6 protein-coding genes are annotated in these 6,831 nt (G+C 35.5%); 3 read left to right on the top strand and 3 right to left on the bottom strand.

The features are described 5' to 3' along the window. Positions 1-161: 161 nt before the first annotated feature. From AB1422_14650 to AB1422_14640, 3 genes are all read right to left on the bottom strand, one after another. Positions 162-317, bottom strand: a complete 156-nt coding sequence (locus AB1422_14650; GenBank protein ID MEW6620553.1) for a hypothetical protein — start codon at positions 315-317, stop codon at positions 162-164. A 151-nt stretch (positions 318-468) separates the two neighbouring features. Next, positions 469-1,530, bottom strand: a complete 1,062-nt coding sequence (cobD, locus tag AB1422_14645) for a threonine-phosphate decarboxylase CobD (GenBank protein MEW6620552.1) — start codon at positions 1,528-1,530, stop codon at positions 469-471. A gap of 2 nt (positions 1,531-1,532) precedes the next feature. Continuing rightward, positions 1,533-2,489 (bottom strand): Gfo/Idh/MocA family oxidoreductase, encoded by a 957-nt coding sequence (locus AB1422_14640; GenBank protein ID MEW6620551.1) that lies wholly within the window; start codon positions 2,487-2,489, stop codon positions 1,533-1,535. An 87-nt stretch (positions 2,490-2,576) separates the two neighbouring features. Between AB1422_14640 and der the strand changes: the two genes are divergently transcribed. The 3 genes from der to AB1422_14625 all read left to right on the top strand — a co-directional run bounded on the left by der (position 2,577) and on the right by AB1422_14625 (position 6,479). Beyond that, a complete protein-coding gene (gene der, locus AB1422_14635; GenBank protein MEW6620550.1) occupies positions 2,577-3,893 on the top strand; it encodes a ribosome biogenesis GTPase Der in 1,317 nt (438 codons plus the stop codon). 65 nt (positions 3,894-3,958) lie between these two features. Beyond that, on the top strand, positions 3,959-5,332 hold the full coding sequence (gene lysS, locus AB1422_14630) for a lysine--tRNA ligase (protein ID MEW6620549.1): 1,374 nt from the start codon (positions 3,959-3,961) through the stop codon (positions 5,330-5,332). A 109-nt stretch (positions 5,333-5,441) separates the two neighbouring features. Continuing rightward, positions 5,442-6,479 (top strand): deoxyguanosinetriphosphate triphosphohydrolase, encoded by a 1,038-nt coding sequence (locus AB1422_14625; protein MEW6620548.1) that lies wholly within the window; start codon positions 5,442-5,444, stop codon positions 6,477-6,479. Positions 6,480-6,831: the final 352 nt, after the last annotated feature.

Genomic DNA, 6,831 nt, shown 5'->3' with positions numbered 1-6,831 from the left:
CAGAGGTGTCTACTTTTGTAACCGTTCAGGCTATATATCAAAAGTGTAAGAAAGGGGATAAGGAGATAAGGGCGATATGGAGATAAGATAATAGAAATAGATTGAAATTTATAGAAATAGGTAGAAACTGATTGTGGAAAACAACAAATTTCGGTGGTGTCTTAATCTAGCATAAAGGTTGAAATAGTGTAAGAAAAGGAGATATGGGGATTATGGAGATTAGGAGATAAATTCATTCTAAAATTTTGCAAATTACAATGAATAATCTCCATATCTCCCTTTATCTCCTTATCCCCTTTTTTACACCAAATCTGCATAGATTTCACTATTAGCGTTATTTTCAGACACCACCCAAATTTCCATAAATTTCTATTAGTTTCTATTAATTTCAATTTTTTTAATAATATCTCCCTATCTCCTTAATCTCCACATCTCCTTTTGTTACACCACCTGAACGCTTACCTACTTTTATACTTCATTGGGAAAAATTTCCTTTAATGCCTCAATAAGTTTAATATTATCTTTATGCTCGCGGATGGCACAACGAATATATTTATTGTCTAAATACCTGAAATTACTACAATCTCTTACCAAAATCCCTTTTTTTATCAGGTCATTGACTAAATTTGAAGAAGTAACACTATCCTTTTCTATTCTAATCAACAGAAAGTTGGTAACTGAAGGATAAGGGAACAAACCTTTAATTTTGGTCAGTTCATTAAACAGAAACTCCCTTTCTTTCTCTATGAGTTGGTATGTCTTTTTTATAAATGCAGAGTCATCCAATATTACCTCAGTGGCTAATTGAGCCAGCAAGTTAGTATTCCAGGGCATCTGATATTCTTTTAAGGTAGAAACTGTTTCTGGGTGAGCCACTAAATACCCAATTCTCAAGCCTGGTATTCCAAAAAATTTGGTAAAAGTCCGCAGGACAATAATTTGCCTGGATTTTACTGCCTCGTAGATTAAGGTGTGTTTTTTTTCATCGGCTAAAAAATCCATAAAGGATTCGTCCACAACAACTAATTTGTTAATCGTCAGTTTCTCAATTTGCTGGCGGTTTTTTAGAACAAGATTCCCGGTTGGGTTATTCGGATTGCAAACAAAAAGAATCTCTGCCTCAGACAGAGAGGATAAATTCAGCCTAAATCCTTCTTTTTCTTGAAGTTGGTCAAATCTAATATTAGAATTGACCGTTTTTAATGCTCGTTCATACTCACAAAAAGTGGGTTGAGGGATAATAGCGGTTTTTGGTTTATAGGTTAAGGCAATAAGATAAATAAGTTCAACTGAGCCATTTCCCACAAGGATATTATCTTCCTTTATCTGCCAGAATCTGGCAATCTTTTGGGTGGTAATCTTTGCCTCTGTATCAGGATAGTGAATGATTTTATCCAGATTCTTATAAATCGTCTTTTTTACTTGAGATGAGAATCCACAAGGATTGATATTAGCACTAAAGTCAATTACATCTTTCCCAAATCTATAGATATTTCCACCGTGAGAGAATGGAGAATAGGTTATTTCCATCGTTATAATTTTAATTTATCCTGAATTTGTAAAGTTACCTCTAATGCCTTTAATTCGGCATCTAAAGGGGTCATCGGCACGGTTTTGTCTAATACACAATCAACAAAATGTACCAATTCTAATTTTAATGGGTTATCCTTATGGACAAAGATTTTCTCAATAAATGATTCTTGTTTATAGCCAACCGCTTCTCGGGTAATGATGTATTCTGAAGTTCCCTGGCGATAAATATCCAGCTCTTGCTCGGCATAATCTAAGACAACATAAGCATCTGGTTGAGTGACGGCTAATGTTCTAATCTTATCTTCAGTTACCCTTGAGGCCGTTAAGGTAGCAATACAACCATTGTCAAAGATAATTTGAACATTAGCAATGTCTTCATATTCAGAATAGATAGATTTAGCCGCAAGATTTATTTCATTAATTGGTGAATTAACTAAACCCAGGACAATATCAATATCGTGAATAAGCAAATCTAAGACTACGCCCGTGTCATTTATTCGTCTGTTATAAGGTCCAAGCCGCCTACATTCTATAAAAATTGGGTCTTTAACAATCTTCTTCAATTCCAAAACTGCGGTATTAAATCGTTCTACATGCCCTACCTGGAGAATTATGTTTTTTTCTCTGGCTAATTCTATCAATTCCTTAGCCTCTGTTAGATTATTAGTGATAGGTTTTTCGATGAGGACAGGGATTCCTGCTTCTAAAAAATCCTTCCCAACTCGATAATGAGCACTTGTTGGCACAGCAATGCTTACTGCCTCAACTTTGTCATATAATTTTGTATAATCAGTGAACGGTGTAGTATTATACTGGCTGGCGACTTGATTAACCTGCTTTTCATTAATATCCGCAACCCCCACTAACTCAACATTTAATAACTCACTATAAAGTCGCACATGGTAACTACCCATATGCCCACTACCAACTACACCGACTTTTAATCTCTTATCCATTGTTAATCAGAATATCATATTTAAGAAATATTGTCAATTGGAAATTTTGTTGACAAGCAGAAAATAATGTAGTATCATTACCGTGTTATGAATAAACCAGTCGTAGCAATTGTTGGCAGACCTAATGTCGGGAAATCAACCCTTTTTAATCGATTAATTCAGCAAAAAAAAGCAATAGTTGACGCCACCCCCGGGGTTACCAGAGATAGAAATTATGGCAATGTCGATTGGGAAGGAATTGAATGGACACTAATTGATACTGGTGGCATTGGCTCGCCATTAGAAGAAAAATTCCAGACATTAATAAAAAAACAAGTAGATGTGGCGATTGCTGAGGCGGATTTGATATTATTTCTATGTGATGCAAAAGATGGACTTATCTGGCAGGACACCACAATTTCCCACCTGTTATTAAAAACACAAAAAAATACCCTCTTAGTTATAAATAAATTAGATAATTTGAATGAGGTCTTGTTAGCCGATTTTTATAGATTAGGGCTGGGTGAACCTATTCCTATTTCTGCCTTGCACGGTAAAAATATCAATACATTATTAGATAAAATAATAACCTATCTTTTACCTTACCAGCGGGAAGTGGAAAAAACCCAACCTGTATCAGTTGCTATTATCGGTAAGCCAAATGTAGGTAAATCTTCTATTTTAAATGCTATTTTAGGACAGGAAAGGGCAATTGTTGATGATGTCCCTGGCACAACAAGGGATGCCATTGATACCTTATTTAAAAAAGGAAATATACCTTTTTTGTTTATCGATACAGCTGGAATTCGGAAGAAAAGTAAGGTCCGACAGGAATTAGAATATTATAGCGTTGTGCGGGCGATTAAAAGCATTAAAAGGGCAGATGTCGTCTTGCTTGTGATTGATGCCATAGAAGGGGTTTCGACACAGGATAAAAAGATTACTACCGAGATGGAATCGGTTGGCTGTTCGGGAATTATCGTTATCAATAAATGGGACTTAGCCATAGATAAAACTCGTCCCAAAATGGATGAATATAAAAAATATGTTCAAAAGAAGATACCTTATCTCTCTCATCTCCCGTCGATATTTACTTCGGCTATTACCAGGCAAGGGATAAGTAAATTACTGATGTTAATAGAACAGGTAGGTCAGGAGCATAAAAAATGGTTTAGCACTTCGACATTAAATAACATTATTAATTTAACCTATGCTCAAAGTAATCCACCGAGTTTAAAAGGTAAAACATTAAAGATTTATTACGCTACCCAGATTGCCACCTCACCACCAACCTTTATCTTATTTGTCAATCATCCCGGATTAGTTTCACCGGCGTATTTGAGATATTTACAAACTCAAATTCGCCAGAGACTTGATTTGAAAGCAACCCCTATTCATCTTAAGTTTAAAAAAAGACCGCATTGATAATTTCCCTTGACTATCTTCTTTATTTATGTTATATTTAATCCACAGGAAAGGAAATTTAAAGAATGGAAGAGATTAGTGAATTACTTGAGATTAGACGACAGAAATTAACATTCTGGGAAAAGCCGTTTGGAGAAAGATATGATGTTACCCACACAACAAGGCAGATTATTGAAGGATTTAAAGAAGGCAGTGAAGAACGAGTAAGTTGTGCGGGTAGATTAATGGCTATTCGAGAACATGGGAAAAGTATCTTCGCCCACATTAAAGATGCCAGAGGTAAAATTCAAATTTATGCCAGAAAAGACACACTTGGGGATGACAACTTCGCACTTTTTAAAGAGGTTGATACGGGTGATTTTATTGGTATCAAAGGACCTGTATTTAAAACTCACACCGGCGAGATAACCATTCTGATTGAACAATGGACATTCTTAACTAAATCATTAAGACCGCTACCCAAAGAATGGTTTGGGTTAAAGGACATTGAATCTCGACATAGACAAAGATATGTGGATTTAATCGTAAATGATGAAGTTCAAGAAATATTCATTACTCGAAGTAAAATTGTTAAACTAATAAGAGAATTCCTTGATAATCATAATTTTTTAGAAGTGGAAACTCCAATGATGCAATCTATCCCGGGTGGGGCAGAGGCAAAGCCGTTTGTTACTCATCATAATGCCTTAGGGATTGATTTATACCTGCGTATTGCCCCGGAGCTTTATCTTAAAAGATTAGTTGTTGGAGGATTAGAGCGGGTTTATGAACTTAACCGCAATTTTAGAAATGAAGGCGTCTCTACCCGTCATAATCCTGAATTTACAATGTTAGAGGTTTATCAGGCTTACGCAGATTACACCGATATGATGAAATTAATCGAAGAACTTATATCTTATCTGGCAAATAACCTATCTTTAAAAATGGAAGGAATAAAACTGACACCACCATTTCAAAGAATAACGGTTTATGAGGCAATTTCAAAATGGACAGGTGCCCAAATTGAAAAATTAGAGGATGTGCGAAAGATAACTGACGAGAAAGATAAAAGTTGTGCTGAGATATTAAAAGAGATTTTAGATAAAAAGGTTGAGCCAAATTTAATCCAGCCAACATTTCTCCTGGATTATCCAACCGTTCTTTCTCCTTTAGCCAGACAGAAACAAAACAACCCAGAATTAGTTGAACGATTTGAGTTTTTCATCAATGGAGAAGAACTTGGTAATGCCTATTCCGAACTAAATGACCCAATAGAACAAAGAAAACGATTTTTAGAACAAAATCCTGATAAAATAGATGAAGACTACATCCAGGCATTAGAATATGGTCTGCCGCCGTGCGGAGGGTTGGGGATAGGGATAGATAGATTGGTTATGTTTTTGACGAACATCCCGTCTATTCGGGAGGTAGTGTTATTTCCCCAATTAAGGCCAAAATGAAAGGTAACCGTTTCATAGACTTTAGGGAGTTATTGTAATTACAATCTCTCTTAACTCTACAAACTCTATTGCTATTGCTAACTGAAATAACAAAAGAGGGACTATAGATATGCTTATTCGTCAATTAGCTGAAGAAGAAGAAGTTAGAAGATTGTCACCTTATGCGGCACTTTCTTCCAAAACCCGTGGAAGAAGTAAAAAAGAAGAAGATTGTAAAATCCGAACCGCATATCAACGGGACCGGGATAGAATTATTCATTCTAAATCATTTAGACAGTTGAAATATAAAACGCAGGTATTTCTAATCCCCACCCATGAGGCATTGAGGACAAGATTAACCCACACCATCGAGGTTTCTCAGATTGCCCGAACAATTGCCAGAGCATTACGGTTAAATGAAGATCTGGTTGAGGCCATTTCATTAGGACATGATTTAGGACATCCACCTTTTGGTCATGCCGGAGAAAAGGCGTTAGATGAAATATGCCCTGGTGGATTTAGACATAACGAACAAAGTATTCGGGTGGTTGAAATCCTGGAAAAAGGAGGTCAGGGGCTAAATTTAACCTTTGAAACAAAAGATGGAATCTTAAAACATTCTCGAGGAGCAACAAGCCTATTTGTTAATCCGCAGGATTCAAAACCTATAACATTAGAAGGAGAAATAGTTAGATTAGCTGATAGTATTGCCTATGTCAACCATGATATTGAAGATGCGATTTTATCAAAAGTAATAAGATTTAAAGATTTACCTTCCTCTCCTATTCGTATTTTAGGTAATAAGCATTCTTCAAGGATTAATACTATGGTGGCAGATATAATATTCAATAGTCAGGATAAAAATGCTATCACGATGGGTGATGAGATTTTAGAGGCAACAAATACACTCCGCAACTATCTTTATGAAAATGTCTATCCTCATCCAAAGATTATGCAGGAGACGAATAAAGCTACCAGGGTTTTAAACGAGTTGTTTGAACATTTTATGAAAAATCCTGATTATGTCTTGAAGAAGATGAACTTTTTAGCTCAAGATACCCCTTTATTACGAATAATTACTGATTTCCTTGCTGGATTAAGCGACCGAGAGGCACTATTGTTATATGAAGATGTCTTTTTACCCAAACCATGGATAGAAGGAAGGTAACCGTTCACCGCAGAGACACAGAGACGCCTGCGTCTCTGCGGTGAACAGTTACAGAATCTGGTGGTGTCTTAATCTAGCATAAAGGTTAAAATAGTGTATAGGGTTCTGCAAAATAGGATTTGAGGGAGACAACAAATAAATATCAAATATCAAATATCAAATATTAAATATCAAATATAAATATCAAAATGCAAAATTACAAATCAAATTTCAAAGAGGAAGTAGCAGGATTTCTCAAAGAGTTGGAGGAATTTGGTAATATCTTTGCTTCAAGTATTTTAACGCTGAAAGGAAAGAGATAATTTTACATTTTGATATGTAATTTTTATATTTGCTTTTTGCATTTTGCTCT

This window comes from bacterium, assembly GCA_040757115.1.
Lineage (GTDB): Bacteria > UBA9089 > CG2-30-40-21 > CG2-30-40-21 > SBAY01 > JBFLXS01.
This window is presented reverse-complemented; position numbering and strand designations above follow the sequence as displayed.

Excerpts from the sequence above, each read along its gene's own strand:
- AB1422_14650 (MEW6620553.1), bottom strand. The coding sequence starts at position 317 with ATGCAGATTTGGTGTAAAAAAGGGGATAAGGAGATAAAGGGAGATATG.
- cobD (MEW6620552.1), bottom strand. The coding sequence starts at position 1,530 with ATGGAAATAACCTATTCTCCATTCTCTCACGGTGGAAATATCTATAGA.
- AB1422_14640 (MEW6620551.1), bottom strand. The coding sequence starts at position 2,489 with ATGGATAAGAGATTAAAAGTCGGTGTAGTTGGTAGTGGGCATATGGGT.
- der (MEW6620550.1), top strand. The coding sequence starts at position 2,577 with ATGAATAAACCAGTCGTAGCAATTGTTGGCAGACCTAATGTCGGGAAA.
- lysS (MEW6620549.1), top strand. The coding sequence starts at position 3,959 with ATGGAAGAGATTAGTGAATTACTTGAGATTAGACGACAGAAATTAACA.
- AB1422_14625 (MEW6620548.1), top strand. The coding sequence starts at position 5,442 with ATGCTTATTCGTCAATTAGCTGAAGAAGAAGAAGTTAGAAGATTGTCA.